The sequence below is a fragment of the Brevibacillus sp. SIMBA_040 genome (assembly GCF_046535075.1).
GTDB lineage: Bacteria > Bacillota > Bacilli > Brevibacillales > Brevibacillaceae > Brevibacillus.
Window position 1 is genome coordinate 1 of record NZ_JAWRXI010000477.1, and the last position, 203, is coordinate 203.

Below are 203 nucleotides of genomic sequence, written 5' to 3' on the forward strand. Positions count from 1 at the left end.
TAGAGCGTTTGACTACGAATCAAAAGGTCGGGAGTTCGAATCTCTCAGGGCACGCCACTTTACCCCAAAAAGTGAAGCGTTGTAGCGTACTCCGAGTACTTTTCGGGGGCCCCACAACAAAAGTAATGTCGGGAAGTAGCTCAGCTTGGTAGAGTACTTGGCTTGGGACCAAGGGGTCGCAGGTTCGAATCCTGTCTTCCCGA

At 51.7% G+C, this 203-nt stretch carries 1 tRNA gene; it reads left to right on the top strand.

Annotated elements, in window-relative coordinates:
* The first annotated feature begins 129 nt into the window (after positions 1 to 129).
* Positions 130 to 203: transfer RNA gene (locus SB752_RS33515), tRNA-Pro, on the top strand.